The organism is Streptomyces sp. WAC 01529 (genome assembly GCF_003945545.1).
GTDB lineage: Bacteria > Actinomycetota > Actinomycetes > Streptomycetales > Streptomycetaceae > Streptomyces > Streptomyces anatolicus.
Genome location: NZ_CP029617.1, coordinates 1,719,311 through 1,734,687, shown reverse-complemented (window position 1 = coordinate 1,734,687; position 15,377 = coordinate 1,719,311). Strand labels below are relative to the sequence as shown.

At 73.2% G+C, this 15,377-nt stretch carries 18 protein-coding genes; 11 read left to right on the top strand and 7 right to left on the bottom strand.

The genetic code is table 11. The features are described from left to right. Positions 1–27: 27 nt before the first annotated feature. Genes DMA15_RS07830 through amaP form a run of 4 tightly spaced genes read left to right on the top strand, consistent with a single transcriptional unit; the run spans position 28 to position 1,756 of the window. Complete coding sequence (locus DMA15_RS07830; protein WP_125511926.1) at positions 28–213, top strand: hypothetical protein; 186 nt, start codon at positions 28–30, stop codon at positions 211–213. Positions 214–216: 3 nt separating this feature from the next. Continuing rightward, the gene (locus DMA15_RS07825; protein ID WP_125511925.1) at positions 217–561 is read left to right on the top strand and encodes an Asp23/Gls24 family envelope stress response protein; all 345 of its coding nucleotides are present in this window, start codon (positions 217–219) and stop codon (positions 559–561) included. Continuing rightward, the gene (locus tag DMA15_RS07820; RefSeq protein WP_240659709.1) at positions 558–1,172 is read left to right on the top strand and encodes a DUF6286 domain-containing protein; all 615 of its coding nucleotides are present in this window, start codon (positions 558–560) and stop codon (positions 1,170–1,172) included. The genes DMA15_RS07825 and DMA15_RS07820 overlap by 4 nt, the downstream gene beginning before the upstream one ends. Next, positions 1,169–1,756, top strand: coding sequence for an alkaline shock response membrane anchor protein AmaP (amaP, locus tag DMA15_RS07815; RefSeq protein WP_164551706.1), 588 nt, complete (start codon positions 1,169–1,171; stop codon positions 1,754–1,756). Before DMA15_RS07820 ends, amaP begins: the two co-directional genes overlap by 4 nt. Positions 1,757–1,804: 48 nt before the next feature. Here amaP and DMA15_RS07810 read toward each other — a convergent pair whose 3' ends face one another. From DMA15_RS07810 to DMA15_RS07785, 6 genes are all read right to left on the bottom strand, one after another. Beyond that, positions 1,805–2,560, bottom strand: coding sequence for an SDR family oxidoreductase (locus DMA15_RS07810; protein ID WP_125511924.1), 756 nt, complete (start codon positions 2,558–2,560; stop codon positions 1,805–1,807). A 5-nt stretch (positions 2,561–2,565) separates the two neighbouring features. Further along, positions 2,566–4,350 (bottom strand): glycoside hydrolase family 15 protein, encoded by a 1,785-nt coding sequence (locus DMA15_RS07805; RefSeq protein ID WP_125511923.1) that lies wholly within the window; start codon positions 4,348–4,350, stop codon positions 2,566–2,568. Between the two features lie 69 nt (positions 4,351–4,419). Continuing rightward, a complete protein-coding gene (locus DMA15_RS07800) occupies positions 4,420–5,214 on the bottom strand; it encodes an SURF1 family protein (RefSeq protein WP_125511922.1) in 795 nt (264 codons plus the stop codon). Positions 5,215–5,261: 47 nt separating this feature from the next. Continuing rightward, positions 5,262–5,495, bottom strand: a complete 234-nt coding sequence (locus DMA15_RS07795) for a hypothetical protein (protein WP_078594554.1) — start codon at positions 5,493–5,495, stop codon at positions 5,262–5,264. Positions 5,496–5,616: 121 nt separating this feature from the next. Next, entirely contained in the window at positions 5,617–6,612 is a 996-nt protein-coding gene (locus DMA15_RS07790) for a DEDDh family exonuclease (protein WP_125511921.1), read from the bottom strand. A gap of 31 nt (positions 6,613–6,643) precedes the next feature. Beyond that, a complete protein-coding gene (locus tag DMA15_RS07785; protein WP_125511920.1) occupies positions 6,644–7,279 on the bottom strand; it encodes a TetR/AcrR family transcriptional regulator in 636 nt (211 codons plus the stop codon). 149 nt (positions 7,280–7,428) lie between these two features. Here DMA15_RS07785 and DMA15_RS07780 point away from each other — a divergent pair, with 149 nt between their 5' ends. The 7 genes from DMA15_RS07780 to DMA15_RS07750 all read left to right on the top strand — a co-directional run bounded on the left by DMA15_RS07780 (position 7,429) and on the right by DMA15_RS07750 (position 14,199). Then, entirely contained in the window at positions 7,429–8,226 is a 798-nt protein-coding gene (locus tag DMA15_RS07780; RefSeq protein WP_125511919.1) for an acetoacetate decarboxylase family protein, read from the top strand. 1 nt (position 8,227) lies between these two features. Further along, complete coding sequence (locus DMA15_RS07775) at positions 8,228–9,112, top strand: SDR family NAD(P)-dependent oxidoreductase (protein WP_125511918.1); 885 nt, start codon at positions 8,228–8,230, stop codon at positions 9,110–9,112. Positions 9,113–9,126: 14 nt separating this feature from the next. After that, entirely contained in the window at positions 9,127–10,428 is a 1,302-nt protein-coding gene (locus tag DMA15_RS07770; protein WP_125511917.1) for an amidohydrolase family protein, read from the top strand. Further along, positions 10,425–11,663 (top strand): amidohydrolase family protein, encoded by a 1,239-nt coding sequence (locus tag DMA15_RS07765; protein WP_125511916.1) that lies wholly within the window; start codon positions 10,425–10,427, stop codon positions 11,661–11,663. The genes DMA15_RS07770 and DMA15_RS07765 overlap by 4 nt, the downstream gene beginning before the upstream one ends. 24 nt (positions 11,664–11,687) lie before the next feature. Continuing rightward, positions 11,688–12,398 (top strand): VIT family protein, encoded by a 711-nt coding sequence (locus DMA15_RS07760; RefSeq protein ID WP_125511915.1) that lies wholly within the window; start codon positions 11,688–11,690, stop codon positions 12,396–12,398. Between the two features lie 125 nt (positions 12,399–12,523). Next, the gene (locus DMA15_RS07755; protein WP_240659708.1) at positions 12,524–13,477 is read left to right on the top strand and encodes a sterol desaturase family protein; all 954 of its coding nucleotides are present in this window, start codon (positions 12,524–12,526) and stop codon (positions 13,475–13,477) included. Continuing rightward, complete coding sequence (locus DMA15_RS07750; RefSeq protein ID WP_240659707.1) at positions 13,474–14,199, top strand: lysoplasmalogenase; 726 nt, start codon at positions 13,474–13,476, stop codon at positions 14,197–14,199. Before DMA15_RS07755 ends, DMA15_RS07750 begins: the two co-directional genes overlap by 4 nt. Here the strand turns inward: DMA15_RS07750 and DMA15_RS07745 are convergent. Further along, positions 14,106–15,092 (bottom strand): CopD family protein, encoded by a 987-nt coding sequence (locus DMA15_RS07745; RefSeq protein WP_164551924.1) that lies wholly within the window; start codon positions 15,090–15,092, stop codon positions 14,106–14,108. The two genes, DMA15_RS07750 and DMA15_RS07745, sit on opposite strands and share 94 nt — an antisense overlap. Positions 15,093–15,377 lie beyond the last annotated feature (285 nt).

Sequence of the window (15,377 nt, the reverse complement as noted above, 5' to 3'; positions counted from 1 at the left end):
CGCACGATTCTCGCTAAGGAGCGCACGATGAACATGGCCGTGATCGGCATGGTGGCGGGAATGGCGCTCGGCTTCGCCGGATACTTCGGCGGATTCGGGGCGTTCCTGCTGGTGGCCGCCCTGGGCGCCATCGGTTTCGTGGCCGGCCGGTTCCTGGAGGGGGACCTGGAGCCCGGCGAGTTCTTCCGCGGCCGCGGCGACCGGCGGCGGTGAGCGGTGGCGCCACAGGTCGCGCCCGGGGAACGCGGCGCCACCCGGATCGCGGACCGGGTCGTCGCGAAGATCGCCGCACGGGCGGCGCGCGAGGCGGTGGGGACCGTGCCCGCCGACGGCTCCCCGCCGCACGCCACGGTCTCGGTACGCCACGACAGCGCCCGCGTCCGCGTCAGCCTCGAACTGGACTACCCGTGCGACATCGGCCGCCAGTGCGGTGCCGTGCGCCATCAAGTCACCGAGCGGGTGAGGACGTTGGCGGGAATGGACGTGCCCGAGGTGGTGGTCCAGGTGGAGCGGCTGCACTCGGCGCGGGTCCGCGCCGCGGCACAGGGGAGGACACGATGACCGAACCTCCGCGGAGCGGCGCCACCCCCCACCCGCTGCCCACGCTCTCGGGCGACGAGTCCGCCACCAAGGCCTCCCGGTTCTGGTCGCCGCGCCGGGGCCCCGCAGCCCTCCTCGCCCTGCTGGTCCTGGGCGGCGCGGGGCTCCTCCTGTACGACGTCGTCGCCGTGCGGGCCGACCACCCCGCGATGTGGTGGCGGCGCGAACTCGCCCACCGCCTCGCCGACCGGCCCCTCGACGACACGGCGGTGCTCGCCGGGGCCGCCGTCGCCGCCCTCGCCGGACTCTGGCTCCTCGTGCTCGCCGCGACCCCGGGCCAGCGCGCGCTGCTGCCGATGCGGCGCACCGACTCCGGCGTACGCGCCGGGCTGTACCGCGACGCCGCCGCCACCGTGCTGCGCGACCGCGCCGCTGACGTGTCCGGCGTGCAGTCCGCGCGGGTCCGCATGACGCGCTCCAAGGTGGACGTGCGGGCGGTCTCGCACTTCCGTGAACTCGACGACGTACGCGGCGACCTGGACGCCACGCTGGCCGAGGGCATCCGTGACCTCGGCCTGGAGCGCGCCCCCAGGCTCTCGGTCCATGTCGCCCGGCCGGGAAGGAAGGGGTGAGCGCGATGCCGCGCACGGTCAACCGCGTGCTCCTGGCCCTGGCCGGACTCGTCCTGCTCGTCCTCGGCGGCTCGGTCCTCGCCATCGGACTCGGCGCCTCGCCGCCCTCGTGGTGGCTCCACGACGGGCGGCACGACGTCCTGCTCAGCACCGCCGAGCGGACGCGCTGGCGGGACGAGGGATGGTTCTGGCCCGCGGTCATCGCCGCTCTCGCCGTGATCGTCCTGCTCGCCCTGTGGTGGCTCTCGGCGCAGCTGCGCAGGCGCCGCCTCGCGGAGGTCCTGGTGGCGACCGGGGACGGCGAGGGCGCGCTGGTGCGCGGGCGTGCCATGGAGGACGTACTGGCCGGGGAGGCCGAGGCGCTGGACGGCGTCGAGCGGGCCCGCACCGCCCTGACCGGACGGCGCGGCACACCGCGGGCGCGCGTGGACCTCGTGCTCGCCCCGGACGCCACGCCGTCCGAGGCGCTGCACCGGTTCTCCGCGGAGGTCCTCGCGCCCGCCCGCGATTCGGCGGGCCTGGCGAGCCTGCCCGCCACGGTGCGGCTGCGCGGGGTCAAGCACCGCGCCGAGCGCGTGAGTTGACCCTCGCACGAACCCCCGCCGGCCCCGCGGGCCTGCGCGCCTCCGCTGTCAGAAGCCCCTGCGCGCGCCGCCGTCCACCGGCACCATGATCCCCGTCAGATACGAGGCGGCGGGCGAGAGCAGGAACGCCGCCGTGCGGCCGAACTCCTCCGGCGTGCCGTAGCGGCGCAGCGGGATGCCCGCCTCGTTGGCGGCGCGGGTCCCCTCCGGGTCGGGGGAGAGCCCGTCGAGCTGGCGCATGCGGTCGGTGGCGATGCGGCCGGGCAGCACCCCGAGGACGCGGATGCCGCGCGGGCCGACCTCACTCGCGAGGGACTTGGCGAACCCGGCGAGCCCCGGGCGCAGGCCGTTCGAGATCGTCAGGCCCGCGATCGGCTCGTACACCGAACCGGACAGCACGAACGCGATGACGCCGCCCTCGCGCAGCTCCGCGGCGGCGGTGCGGGCGAGCCGCACCGCGCCGAGGAAGACCGAGTCGAAGGCGGCCTGCCACTGCTCGTCGGTGTTGTCCGCGGCGAAGCCGGGCGCGGGCCCGCCGACGCTGATCAGTACGCCGTCGAAGCCGCCGAAGTGTTCGCGGGCCGCCGCGATCAGTTGCTCCGCGACGGCCGGGTCGGCGTTGTCGGCGGCGACGCCCACCGCGTTCGGGCCGAGTTCGGCGGCCGCCTCGGCGACGGTCTTCTCGTCGCGGCCGGTGACGACGACCTTCGCGCCGTCGGCGACCAGCTCGCGCGCGGTGGCGTTGCCGAGGCCGCGGGTGGCGCCGGTGACCACGTAGACACGGTCTTTCAGTCCAAGATCCATGGCCCCTATCCTTCCGTGTCCTCGGAGAAGAGCGCGAGAGCGGTGTTCACCAGGCCGATGTGGCTGAACGCCTGCGGGAAGTTGCCCAGCTGGCGGCCGGAGACCGGGTCGTACTCCTCCGCGAGCAGCCCCACGTCGTTGGTGAGTGACACCAGGTGCTCGAACAGTTCGTGCGCCTCCTTCTTGCGCCCCGTCATGTGCAGGGCGTCCACCAGCCAGAACGAGCAGACGATGAAGGTGCCCTCCGTCCCCGGCAGACCGTCGATCTCCTCCTGGTCGGAGGTGTAGCGGCGCAGCAGACCGTGGTGGGTGAGGTCCGCGCGGACCGCGTCGATCGTGCCGATGACGCGCGGGTCGTCGGGCGGCAGGAAGCCGGTGTGCGGGATGAGCAGCAGTGAGGCGTCCAGTTCGGTGGAGCCGTAGGACTGCGTGAAGGTGTTGCGCTCCGGGTCGTAGCCCTTCTCGCACACCTCGCGGTGGACCTCGTCGCGCAGCTCGCGCCAGCGGTCCGCGTCGCCGGGCAGCTCCGGGTCCTCCTCCAGGGCGCGCACCGCGCGGTCGGCGGCGACCCACACCATGACCTTCGAGTACACGAAGTGGCGGCGCGGGCCGCGCACCTCCCACAGCCCCTGGTCGGGCTCGCGCCACTTGTCGCGCAGGAACTCCAGGAGGCACAGCTGGAGGTTCCAGGCCTGCGGGCGGCGGGCGAGGCCCGAGCGGTGCGCGAGGGCGAGGGAGTCGACGACCTCGCCGTACACATCGAGCTGAAGCTGCTCCACGGCTTCGTTGCCGATGCGCACGGGGGCCGAGCCCTCATAGCCCGGCAGCCACGGGATCTCGTACTCCGGAAGGCGCCGTTCACCCGCGAGGCCGTACACGATCTGGAGGTCGGCGGCGTTGCCCGCGACCGCCCGCAGCAGCCAGTCGCGCCACGCCTCGGCCTCCTCCAGATAGCCGGCGAGGAGCAGGGCGCCGAGGGTGAGGGTGGAGTCGCGCAGCCAGCAGAAGCGGTAGTCCCAGTTGCGTACACCGCCGAGCTCCTCGGGCAGGGAGGTGGTGGGGGCGGCCACGACACCGCCGGTCGGGGCGTAGGTGAGCGCCTTGAGGGTGATCAGGGAGCGTATGACCGCGTCGCGGTGCGGGCCGTCGTACTGACAGCGGGAGGCCCAGGCGCGCCAGTCGTGAAGGCTCTCGCGCAGCGACTCGTGCGGGTCGACGAGGGGCGGGCGCGGCTCGTGCGAGGGGTGCCAGGTGAGGACGAACGCCACCTTCTCCCCCTCCTCGACGGTGAACTCGGAGTGGGTGCCGAAGTCGCGGCCCCAGGTGCGCACGGGCGGTTCGCTGCGCAGCCAGACGGAGTCGGGCCCGGCGACGGCGACGCGGTGGCCGTCCACCTTGCGCATCCACGGCACGACCGAGCCGTAGTCGAAGCGGAGCCGCAGCGTGCTCTGAAGGGTGACGCTGCCCTTGAGACCTTCGACGATGCGTACGACATCGGGGGAGCGGTCACGCTGCGGCATGAAGTCGGTGACGCGGACGGAGCCTTCCTCGGTCTCCCACTCGGTGTCGAGAACGAGGGAGTCACGGCGGTAGGCGCGGCGGGAGCAGGAGTCCGCGCCCTTGGGGGCGATGCGCCAGTGGCCGTTCTCCTCGTCGCCGAGCAGCGCGGCGAAACAGGCGGCGGAGTCGAATCGGGGCAGGCAGAGCCAGTCCAGGGAGCCGTCCCTGGCGATGAGGGCGGCGGTCTGGTGGTCGCCGATGAGCGCGTAATCTTCGATTGGACGGGACACGCAGAACGGGTTCCCGGGCAAGGCCCTTGTCAATCGGAAGGGCGGCGAGGGCGCACCGCCGGAGGGGCCCTAGGCGCTCGCGGGTGCCGTTTCCGCTTCGGCAGCGGGCGCCTGTGCGGCGGCGGCGCGGTCGCGGCGCTCCCTGCGGACCAGGACCACCCAGCCGACCGGGACGCCCGCGGCGAACAGCCACCACTGGACCGCGTACGCCATGTGCGCGCCGATGCCGCTGTGGTCGGGCTCGCCGATCAGCTCGGGGGAGCCGTCGCGGGGCTCGGGCGAGGTCTGCTCGATGTAGCCGCCGAGGACCTGCTTGCCGAGGCTGTCGGCCTGCTGCCCGCTGCTGATCAGCATGATCTGACGGTCCGGCAGGCCGCGGACGTCCTTGATGCCGCTGGCCGCGGAGGTCTCGTCGGCCATCAGACGGCCGGTGACGGTGACCTCGCCCTTGGGGGCGCCGGGGATCTTAGGGAAGGCGGTCTGCGGGCCGTCGGCGGGGATCCAGCCGCGGTTGACGAGCAGGACCTTGCCGTCGTCCAGGACGAACGGGGTCAGGACGTGGAAGCCGACCTCGTCGTCGGAGTTGGTGCGGCGCCGCACGACGACCTCGTGCTCCGTGTCGAACGTCCCCTTGGCGCTCACCCGGCGGTACAGATCCGTCCTCGGCACCTCGTGGCCGGGGGAGGTCAGCCGCTCGGCCGGGACCGGGTCGGCGGCCAGCGCCTTGGAGATCCGCTCGTTCTGCGCGACGCGGTGCTCGTGCCGGTGCAGCTGCCAGAAACCCAGCTCGACCATCACGGGGATGAGAACGAGGCCGATGAGGGTGAGGATCACCCACTGCCGGGTCAGGAGGAAGCGGTACACCCCACGACGGTACAACTCGGTCGTGGGGTGCCGGGACGTGGGGTCGCTCAGACCTTGTCGACGATGCCCACCCGCCCCTCCGCGCGTGAGCAGTGGGCGCCGCAGTACCAGTGGCCTTCCACCTCGACGCCCTGGCCGATGATGCGGCACCGGCAGTGCTCGCAGATGGGCGCCATGCGGTGGATGGCGCAGGAGAAGCAGTCGAAGACGTGCACCGAGCCTTGCGCGTGCACTTCAAAGGACATGCCGTAGTCGTTTCCGCAGACCTCGCAACGTGCCATGCGCCACAGGGTGCGGCGCCGCGGCGGCGCGGGGCGAGCGGTCGGCGGGCGAGTCGCCCGCAATCACCCGTCTGACGCCGGGCGCGCGGCTGGTCGGGGAAGGCGTTGAACGTCTGTGCGGTTAGGACTCCGCCGCGGGCGCCACATCCTGGAGGAGCTGGCCGAAGGCGGCCTCGTCGATCACCGGCGTGCCGAACTGGCGCGCCTTGACGGTCTTGGAGGTGCCCGAGTCCGGGTCGTTCGTGACGAGCAGGCTGGTGAGGCGCGACACGCTCGTCGCGATGTGCAGGCCCGCCTCGACCGCCCGGTCCTCAAGGAGGTCGCGCTCCACGGAGGTGTCTCCGGAGAACGCCACCCGCATGCCCTGCTTGAGCGGTTTGCCCGATTCGTAACGTCCCGGGTTCGGGTACGGGCACGGCGGCCGCTTGCGCGAGGGCCGCCAACTGACGGGCCGGTAGGACGAGGAGGGCGCGGGGCCCGTCGACTGCCGGACGATGCGGGGCGCGCCGTCGGACCACTCGGTGAGCGGGCGGCACTCCAGGAGCGGCAGGCGCACATTGCCGCCGGCCGCCGCGTGCAGACTCGGGCGGAACGCCTCGGCGAGCACGCGCGCGTCGTCCAGCGCGTTGTGCGCGTGGCGCTGCTCGACGCCGAAGTGGGCGGCCAGGGACTCCAGCTTGTGGTTGGGCAGCGGGAGCGCCAGCTCCTTGGAGAGCGCGATGGTGCACAGCCGCTGGCGCACGGGGGCGGTGCGCTCCGCGCGCGCGTACTCCCTGGCGATCATCGACCAGTCGAAGACCGCGTTGTGCGCGACGAGGACGCGGCCGTCGAGGCGGCTCGCGAACTCCTCGGCGACGTCCTTGAAGAGCGGCGCGTCCGCGAGCATCTCGCTGGTGAGGCCGTGGATCCAGACGGGGCCCGGGTCGCGCTGGGGGTTCACCAGCGTGTACCAGTGGTCCTCGATCTCGCCCTGGGCGCCCACGCGGTAGACCGCGGCCGACACTATGCGGTCGTCGCGGGCCAGGCCGGTGGTCTCCACGTCGACGACCGCGTACCCCGTTGGATACGCGGCCGGCCAGGTGGCGGCGGACGCTGCGGTCGTGCGGTCTTCGAGCATGGTCCATGAGGATACGGGCCGCCACCGACAGTCAGGTCCCCGGTCCGAGAAGCCCCGTCACCAGAGCCTTGACGGAGGTGGTGAACAGGGCCTCCGGATCGAGGGGTCCGGCCAGCGCGCGGGCGAGGGCGCCGTCCTGCTCCGCCGTCTCCCGCGTCCACGGCTCCTGTTCGGCGGGGCGCTGCGCGGGGGCGCGTTCACGGTTGCGCTCGACCAGGACGTGGCCGACGACGTGGACCTGGACGGCACGCACGGCGTCGGCGGCGCGGGCGCCGCGCAGGCCCGCCTCGTGCACCTCGTGGACGAGGGAGCGCTGGGCGGGCAGGAACATCCGTTCGGTGAGGCCGCGTTCGTGGACCATCGCGACGAGGTGCGGGTGGTCGAGCAGTTGGCGGCGCAGGGCGCGGGCCACGGAGACGACGCGCCGGGCGGGGGTGCGGCCGGCCGGGTGGATCTCGCCGAGGTCGGCGAGGGTGCGCTCGACGAGGGCGTCCAGGAGCGACTCGCGGTTGCCGACGTGCCAGTAGATCGAGGTGACAGCGGTGCCCAGCTCGGCGGCGAGCCCGCGCATCGTCAGGGTCTCGGGGCCGTGCCGCTTCACGAGGCGCTCGGCGGCGGCCAGGACGTCCTCCCGGACGAGATGCCCACGCGTCTCTTTACCCTTCACGGCTCCTGTTGTAACTGTGTTACAGAACTCCCGCAAGCCTGACCCCCGCAAGCCTGACCCCTCCCGGGGGCAGGCCTGCCCCTCGCAAGCCTGACCCCCGCAAGTCCCGGTCGCGGGCCCGAGTCCGCGCTGACGAAGGGTGGTACGACATGGCACGCGTACGGTACGGGGCGCGCACCGAGGCGGAGATCGCCGCCGCGCGCACCGCGAGTTCCCGGCTTCCCGAAATCTGGTCCACGGGCGTGGCCGCCGTCTGGGAGAGCGATCCCGACGCGGTCGCGGCGGTCCTGCCGCCGCCGCTGAAGCCCACCGGCCGCCCCCTGGTGCGGGCCAACATCAGCAAGGTCGACCTGCCCGGCTATCCGCTGGGCGCGGGCTCGGTGGCCGTCGCCGCCGAGCACGGGGGAGTGGCCGGCTGGTATCCGCTGGTGATGCCGATGACCCATGAGCGGGCCCTGATCGGCGGGCGCGAGGTGTTCGGCGAACCGAAGAAGCTCGGCGAGGTCGAGGTGGACCGCGACGGCCTGGTCATCCGCGCCTCGCTGGCCCGGCACGGCATCGCGTTCGTGGAGGTGCGCGGCGCGGTCGGCGGCGCCCTGCCGCTTCCGGAGCCGGCCCGCAGGACGGACTTCTACTTCAAGTTTCTGCCCGCCGTGGACGGTTCGGGCTTCGACGCGGACCCGGTGCTCGTGCACTGCGTACGCAACGAGAAGGTCCGCAAGCTGGAGAGCGTCACCGGCGACGTCGTCCTGCGGGAGTCGATGTACGACCCCGTGGCCGACCTGCCGGTGCGCGCGGTCGTGGAGATCACCATCGGTGAGAAGACCACCGACCAGCAGGGCCGCGTAGTGGAGCGCGTCAGCGCGCAGGCGCTGCTGCCCTACATCCACCAGCGCTACGACGACCCCGCGCAGATCCTCGACGGCCCGCCCGACGGGAGCGTCTGAGATGGAACTGCGCGAAGGGCAGGTCGCCGTGGTCACCGGCGCGGCGAGCGGCATCGGGCTCGCCCTGGCGCGGCGGTTCGCGGCGGACGGCCTGCGGGTGGTCCTCGCGGACGTCGAGGAGGGCGCCCTGGAGAAGGCCGCCGAGGGCCTGCGCGCGGAGGGGGCCACCGTGCACGCGCGCGTGGTCGACGTCGGCGACCGCGAGCAGGTCTTCGCCCTCGCCGACGAGGCGTACGACAGGTTCGGCGCCGTCCATGTGCTGTGCAACAACGCGGGCGTCGGATCGGGCGCCGAGGGCCGCATGTGGGAGCACGAGCCGAACGACTGGAAGTGGGCCTTCGAGGTCAACGTATGGGGCGTCTTCCACGGCATCCAGGCCTTCGTGCCCCGGATGATCGCAGGCGGCGAGCCCGGCCACGTCGTCAACACCTCCTCGGGCGACGGCGGCATCGCGCCGCTGCCCACCGCGTCCGTCTACGCCGTCACCAAGGCGGCCGTGGTCACGATGACCGAGTCCCTGTACGCCCATCTGAAGGCGGAGCACGCGCGCGTGGGCGCCTCCGTGCTCTTCCCCGGCCCCCACATGCTGCGCACCGGTCTGTGGGAGTCGCACCGCAACCGCCCCGAGCGGTACGCCAAGTCCCGCCCCCGCAGGACCCCTTACCGCAGCCTCGGCCAGTGGGAGGCCGCGATGAAAGAGGCGGGGCGGGAGGTGGAGTTCAGTCCCGTCGAACAGGTCGCGGACTTCGTGGCGGACGGCATCGCGGCGGGCCGCTTCTGGCTGCTTCCGGAGAGCGAGCACAGCGACCGGCAGATCAGGGCGAGGGCGCGGTCGATGCTCGACCGCTCCGACCCGGCGTACCTCGAACACTTCATCCTGGACTGACGGGAGTGCCACCGATGAGCGACCAGGAGCACCGCAATCCGCAGGACCCATACCTGATCATCTCCTCCGACTGCCACGCCGGGCTCCCCACCGAGGAGTACCGCCCCTACCTGGACAGCCGCTTCCACCGCGCCTTCGACGGCTTCCTCGGCGAGCGCGAAGCCCGCCGCGAGGAGGCGACCCGGCTCGGCATCCGCAACGACGCGTTCGCCGCCAAGTGGTTCCACGACCACGAGGAAGGCCTGCGCGGGGGCTGGGACACCGCACAGCGCCTCAAGGAACTGGACGGTGACGGCGTGGCCGCGGAGGTCGTCTTCCCCGACGCGGACGCCGTGGACAGCCGGACCGCCGCGCCCTTCGGAGTGGGCCTCGGCCTCTCCGGCGACCAGGACCCGGAGCTGGGCATGGCCGGCGCGCAGGCGCACAACCGCTGGCTCGCCGACTTCGTCTCCGAGCACCCCGAACGGCACTGCGGCGTCGCCCTGCTGCCCGTCACCGGAGAGGTGGACCGGGTCGTCGCCGAGATCCACCGCGCCAAGGAGTCGGGGCTCGGCGCGCTGATGATCCCCTCCATGTGGGTCGACAAGGCGCCCTACCACGACCGGCGTTACGACCCCGTGTGGGCGGCGGCCGCCGAGTGCGCCATGCCCGTCGTCACGCACTCGGGGGCCGCTCCCCGCCACGAGTACGGCGATCACCTCGGGATCTACGTCTCCGAAGTGACGTGGTGGCCGGCGCGGCCGCTGTGGTTCCTGCTCTGGTCCGGCGTCTTCGAGCGCCACCCGCACTTGAGGTTCGGCGTCGCGGAGTCCGGCTGCTGGTGGCTGCCGAACCTCCTGTGGTTCATGGACCGCCTCTACCTGGGCGCGCACGGCGGCAAGAAGCTCTCCCCGTTCGCGGAGCTGAAGCGCCCGCCGCACGAGTACCTCGACCGGCAGATCTTCGTCTGCGCCACCAACACCAAGCGTCGCGAACTGGCCCAGCGCTACGAGATCGGCGTCGACAACATCCTCTGGGGCAGCGACTTCCCGCACCCCGAGGGCACTTGGCCCGACACGCGCGCGTGGCTGACGAGAACGTTCCACGACATCCCCGTGGCGGAGACCCGGCGCATGCTGGGTCTCGCCGCCGCCGAGGTCTTCGGCTTCGACACCGCCGCACTCGCGCCGCTGGCCCGCCGCATCGGCCCCACCCCGGCCGAACTGGGCCAGGACAGCGACCAGTCGGCGGTGGAGGCCTCCTGGGCGCGCTCGCGCGAGGTGGGCCGCCACTGGCTGACCGACCACGACTTCCCGGTACTGGGGGTGACCTCGTGACGGAGGACCGCTACACCGTCATCTCCGCCGACTGCCACGCGGGCGCCGATCTCCTGGACTACAGGCCCTACTTGGACTCCCGCCACCACGAGGCGTTCGACGCCTGGGCGGCCACGTACGTCAATCCGTACGAGGACCTGCTCGCGGACACCGCCGACCGCAACTGGAACTCCGCCCGCCGCCTCGCCGAACTCGAAGAGGACGGCATCGTCGCCGAGGTCGTCTTCCCGAACACCATCCCGCCGTTCTTCCCCTCGGCCTCGCTGATGGCCCCGGCCCCGACCCGCGAGGAGTTCGAGCTGCGCTGGGCGGGCCTGCGCGCCCACAACCGCTGGCTCGCGGACTTCTGCGCCGCGGCGCCCGGCCGCAGGGCGGGCGTCTTCCAGATCCTCCTGAACGACGTCGACCGCGCCGTCGAGGAGATCCACCGGTCGGTGAAGGCGGGCCTGACGGGCGGGCTCATGCTGCCCGGCACCCCGCCGGGCTCGGGCCTGCCGGAGCTGTACTCCTCGGCGTACGACCCGATCTGGGCGGCCTGTGCCGAACTGGGCGTGCCGGTCAACCACCACGCGGGCTCGGCGTCGCCGCCGCTGGGGGAGGAGCCCGCGGCGCGCGCGGTGTTCATGGTCGAGACGACGTGGTTCTCGCACCGGGCGCTGTGGCACCTCGTCTTCGGCGGCGCCTTCCGCCGCCACCCGGGGCTGCGGCTCGTCCTCACCGAGCAGGGCTCCGGCTGGATCCCGGGCGTCCTGGACATGCTGGACTACTACCACGCGCGCCTGGTCGCGGCGGCGACCAGGACAGGCGCGGCCGACACGGCCGAGTCGAAGTTCGGCGCGGGTCTCGCCGAGGCGATGGGCAAGGGCCCCTCCGAGGTGTGGCGCGAGAACTGCTTCGTCGGCGCCAGCTTCATGCGCCCGCACGAGGCGGCCCTGCGCGACCGCATCGGCCTCGACAAGATCATGTGGGGCAGCGACTACCCCCACGACGAGGGCACTTACCCGCACTCGCGCGAAGGCCTCCGTCGCGCCTACGCGGGCCTGCCGAGGGAGGAGATCGCGGCCATGGCCGGCGGCAACGCCGCCCGCGTCTACGGCTTCGACCTGGAGCGGCTCGGACGCATCGCCGCGCGCGTGGGACCCACGGTCCAGGAACTGGACGAACCCCTCAAGGAGGCCCCCGCCGGCGCCACGAGCCCGGTCTTCGCGCCGGGAGGGTCGGTACGGGTCTGGTGACGCGGGTGGTGCGATGCTCCCTGCGTGACTGAAGCAACGCACGAGGAAGCGCACGGCGGCGCCCTCGGCTCCCGGCTCAACTGGCTGCGGGCCGCCGTGCTGGGCGCCAACGACGGCATCGTGTCCACCGCGGGCCTCGTCGTCGGCGTCGCGGGCGCCACGGACGAGCGCGGCACCCTGCTCACGGCGGGCCTGGCCGGGCTGCTCGCCGGATCCATGTCCATGGCCGCGGGCGAGTACGTCTCCGTCTCCACGCAGCGCGACTCGGAGAAGGCCGCCCTCGCCATGGAGAAGCGGGAACTGCGCGAGCAGCCCGAGGCGGAACTGGCCGAGCTGACCGACCTGCTGGCGGAGCGCGGGCTCAGCCGTGACGTGGCACGCGAGGCCGCCGAGCAACTGACCGAGCGGGACGCGCTGCGCGCCCACGCGCGCGTGGAGTTGGGTATCGACCCCGACGACCTCACCAACCCGTGGCACGCGGCCTGGGCCAGCTTCATCGCGTTCACCGTGGGCGCGCTGCTGCCGCTCCTCGCGATCGTGCTGCCGCCGGCCGACTGGCGCCTCGGCGTCACCGTCGTATCGGTCCTCGGCGCCCTCGCGCTGACGGGCTGGAGCAGCGCGCGTCTCGGCGCGGCGGCCGCGCGCCCGGCGATCCTGCGCAACGTGGCGGGCGGGGCCCTCGCGATGGCGGTGACGTATGGAGCGGGGGCGCTGCTCGGGGCGGTCGGGGTGTGAGACAGGACCGGTGGCCCACCACCCCGGCTTTGGTGAGGATCACCAACAACTCCTCCCGTACCGTCGGTAATACTTGTCGGTAACAACCCCTAGTCGTGGGCGAAGAGCCGTTCTACCGTGCACGCATGTCCCCGAACCTGCCCGATGTCGTGCTGTGGTCCATACCGGCCTTCGTGCTGCTCACCGTCGTCGAGATCGTGAGCCACCGGATCCATCCCGATGACGACGCCGCGGGGTACGAGACCAAGGACGCCGCCACCAGCGTCACCATGGGCCTCGGCAGCCTCGCCTTCGACTTCCTGTGGAAGATCCCGATCGTCGCGATCTACTCGGGCGTCTACGCGCTCACGCCCCTGCGCGTGCCCGTCCTGTGGTGGACGATCCCGCTGATGCTCCTCGCGCAGGACTTCTTCTACTACTGGTCGCACCGGGGCCACCACGTCATCCGCATCCTGTGGGCCTGCCACGTCGTGCACCACTCCAGCCGCAAGTTCAACCTCACCACGGCCCTGCGCCAGCCCTGGACGAGCCTGACGGTGTGGCCGTTCTACCTGCCGCTCATCGCCTGCGGCGTCCACCCCGCGGCGCTCGCCTTCTGCTCGTCGGCCAACCTGGTCTACCAGTTCTGGATCCACACAGAACGCGTCGGGAAGCTCCCCCGCCCCTTCGAGTACGTCCTGAACACGCCCTCGCACCACCGCGTCCACCACGCCTCCCAGGGCGGCTACCTGGACCGCAACTTCGGCGGCATCCTCATCATCTGGGACCGTATGTTCGGCTCCTGGGTCGCCGAGACCGAGCGTCCCGTGTACGGCCTGACGAAGAACATCAACACGTACAACCCCCTGCGCGTCGCCACGCACGAGTACGCCGCCATCGCCAAGGACCTGCGGGCGGCCACCAGTTGGCGCGAGCGGGCCGGACGGGTCTTCGGCGGGCCCGGATGGCAGCCGAAGGCCTCCGGGACGCCCGAGGCCCCCGGAACGCCCGACGTGCCCACGCCCACCGGGCCCGCCACGCCCACCGGGCGGCCCGCCGCAACCGCGCCAGAGCCGACGGTCGCGGAGCCGGCGGCGTGACGGGACGCCCGGCGCCCCGGCTGCTCCTCGGCGCCTTCGCCCTCGCCGCGCTAGGGGACCTCGTGGCGCTCCTCGCGGACTCCGACCCCGGCCACGCCGTCTGCAAGCCGCTGCTCATGCCGCTGCTCGCGGCGTACGTCGCCGTACGGCGGGGTCCGCGACTGCTGATCGTCGCCCTCCTCTTCGGCTGGGGCGGCGACACGCTCCTGCTCTTCGACGCCGAGCCCGCCTTCCTCGCCGGAATGGGCTCCTTCGCGGCCGGGCACGTCTGCTACCTCGTGCTCTTCAAGCGGTACGGCGAGGGCACGCGGTACCGCGCGCGGGGCGCGGCGCTCGTGGCCGCGTACGCCCTCGCGCTCGTCGTCACCGTGGCGCTGCTCTGGCCCGACCTGCCGGCCGGCATGCGGGGTCCCGTCGCGGGCTACAGCGTGCTGCTCACCGCCATGGCGTTCCGCGCCACCGCGCTGGGGTTCACGGCGGCCGCCGGAGGGGCGCTCTTCCTGCTTTCGGACACGCTCATCGCCACCGGTGTCGCCGAGTGGCCGCAGCCGCCCCGGCCCGACTTCGCGATCATGCTCACCTACCTCGCGGCCCAGTACCTGCTGGCCGGCGCCCTCCTGCGGGCGAGTCACCAGCGGATCGGTACCGGCACCGCGGTCAGCAGCGCCGACAGGACCACGACGACGCCCAGCGCGGCCACCTCCCCGCGCGCGGGCGCGTAGGCGCCGAGGCGCCCGGCCGTACCGCGCAATCGTCGGCGGGCCAGCAGCGCGAGCACGGCGACGACGGCCACGAGCAGCAGCTTGGCGAGCAGCGTACGGCCGTACGCCGTCTCGGTGAGCTGCTCCATGACCGTGCCCGGCGGCATCCGGCGCAGCGTGCTGAAGACGCCGGTCACGGTGATCGCCGCGAAGAGAACGGCCGCCCCGCGCGCGTAGAGCCCGAGAACGGCGACGCTCTCCTCCGGAGCGGTTATCCGCCACCGGCGCAGTATCCGCAGGACGTACAGCAGCCCGCCCGCCCAGAGCGCCCCGCACGTCAGGTGCACGAGGGTGAGACCGCTGCCGGCCAGCGGAAAGTCCTCCGTCGGGGGGTGGGCCCGCAGCGCCTCGGCGACGATCACCGCCGCCAGGGGGAGCGCCGCCGCCGAAGGGCGCCGCGAGCGGGCGCACACCGCCGCCGCGAGGAAGGCGTTGACCTCCACGAGGGCGAGCCAGCCGTCCCGGGAGTCGTGGAGGCGCCCGATGTCCAGGTCCGCGAGCTGCTGCGGGACGACGTTGCCGTTCGCCACGACCGCGGCGAGCCCGAGGGCCGCGGCACACCCCGCCCACGCCGCGTACGCGCCCCAGCCGCGCGGCGCCCGGTCCAGCGGCGCCCCCGGGACACGGCGGGCGAGCCGCGCCACGAAGACCTCGCCCAACTGCACGCACAGGGCGCCGAAGACGACCGCCCGCAGGAGCGTGACGCCGCCCGTGCCGGGCGCCCGCGCCTCGCCGGTGCCGCGCAGGGCGACCGAGGGGCCGAGCAGCGGGATCAGCGCGGCGACGGCCACCAGGACGAGCACGGCCACGGCAGGCCCCGCGGAGGGGCGGCGGCGCGGCGCGCTCGGGGCGATGGAGGCGGCGGAGGCGGCCGCGGTGGTGCGCGGTATGCCGTTCGTCGCGTCGCCCGCGGGCTCGACGGACGGTCGTATGGAACTCACCGCAAAATCGTCACCGGGTGCGACCGCGCCGGGCAACTCCTGAGGGACAAGTGGGGCAATCCCCTTCCGACCGCCCTCACCCCGAAGGCCCCGCGTTCACACCCCCGTGCCCGCCCCCGGCCCGGGCTTCGCCGCCGCCTGGGATCCTCTCGCGGACCGACGCGAAAGGGCCGGGCGGCCCCGAGCCGCCCGGCCCCA